Raw genomic sequence first — 1,599 nt, 5'->3', positions numbered from 1 at the left:
TTCAACTCGTTCCCAGTCTCTGACTGGGAATGAATTCTAGAAGGCTCTGCCTTCAATGATATTAGAGGCAGAGCCTCACCAACTGCATTCCTAGTCAGAGACTAGGAACGAGATGTGGTGGGGATTTGAGATTAACGCAAATCAAGCCGCTACGGGGAGGAATAGTTAAAGAAACATTGTTATCCTTCCATGTAATTTCCCCATTGCCAAATAAAACTTGATGTGGTTTATTTGGCAAATTACGACAATCTATATTCACTGTGATAGATTCAGTTCCCACATTCACAGCAATAATTAATTCTTCACTTTCTAGAGTTCGGGCAAATACATAAACTGTTCCTACTGCATAAAGAACTTGATAACTACCAATTCGCAAAGCCGGGTGATTTTGACGAATAGAAATTAATTGTTTGTGAGTATTTAAAATGTCTTGATTCCAATCAGATTCTAGGGGGAAAACACGGCGACAATCTGGATCTATGCCTCCAGGTAAACCAACTTCATCACCATAATAAATACTAGGCGCACCGGGAAAAGTAAATAACAACAGATTACATAATTCTACACTTACTTGATCACCATCAGCAATACTAATTAACCTGGCTGTATCATGGCTACTGAGGACGTTTAATTGAGTTAGTTGAATTTCCCAAGGATATAATTCTAAAAGGCTGTGAATTTTGGCTGCATAACCAGCCGCATCTAGGGCAGGATAGGGATAATAACTCTGAGATTCTACCAATTCTAATACAATGCGATCGCCTACTGCAAACGCCAGCACTGCCTCATTAAATAAATAATTCAATACCCCATCAAATTGCGTCCCATCAAGCCATTCACGGGCATCTGTCCAAACCTCACCGACAATATAAGCATGAGGATTAATACCTTTAACTCGCTGGCGAAATTCCTGCCAAAAACCCGGAGTTTTAATGTCATAAGGCACATCTAACCGCCAACCATCAATGCCAAATTCCAGCCAATATTCGGCAATTTTCATGATATACTCCTTCACATCTGGATGATCATGATTAAAGGTTGGTAAAGAGCGAATCCCCGCCCAAGCATCATAGTTAGCAGGTAAATTACCATCATAAGGGGCAAGCGGCCAATCTTGAATTTTAAACCAATTTACCCAAGGAGAATTAGAACCATTTTCTAACACATCATGGAAAAAGAAAAAGCCTCGACTAGAATGATTAAATACGCCATCAAGAACTATTTTCATATTGCGGGCGTGGGCGGCATCTATTAATACTCGCAAAGCCTGATTACCCCCCAACATCGGATCAACCTGGTAATAATCATGGGTATGATAACGATGATTACTAGCAGATTGAAAAATGGGTGTAAAGTAAATCGCTGTAATTCCTAAACTTTCGATATAGTCTAATTGTTCTATCACACCCCACAAATCACCACCTTTATAGCCTTGATATGTAGGTGGTGCATCCCATACTTCTAAATTGCTATTATAAGGGAAATGCCGAAAACCCTTGAAGATGTAGCTGACTTAGGAAGCTACATCTGTGCTTTAGACAAGGGATGAAGGCTAGTTGCTTTCCTTTATCCTGCATTGACGTTAATCGCGTTGCTGTT

1 pseudogene is annotated in these 1,599 nt (G+C 40.0%); it reads right to left on the bottom strand.

Annotated features, from left to right (window positions below):
- Positions 1-94 precede the first annotated feature (94 nt).
- Positions 95-1,462 (bottom strand): annotated as a pseudogene (locus IQ228_RS25875) (glycoside hydrolase family 13 protein); the annotation flags it as partial.
- Positions 1,463-1,599: the final 137 nt, after the last annotated feature.

The organism is Dolichospermum sp. LEGE 00246 (assembly GCF_015207865.1).
In the GTDB taxonomy this organism is placed as follows: domain Bacteria; phylum Cyanobacteriota; class Cyanobacteriia; order Cyanobacteriales; family Nostocaceae; genus Dolichospermum; species Dolichospermum heterosporum.
This window is presented reverse-complemented; position numbering and strand designations above follow the sequence as displayed.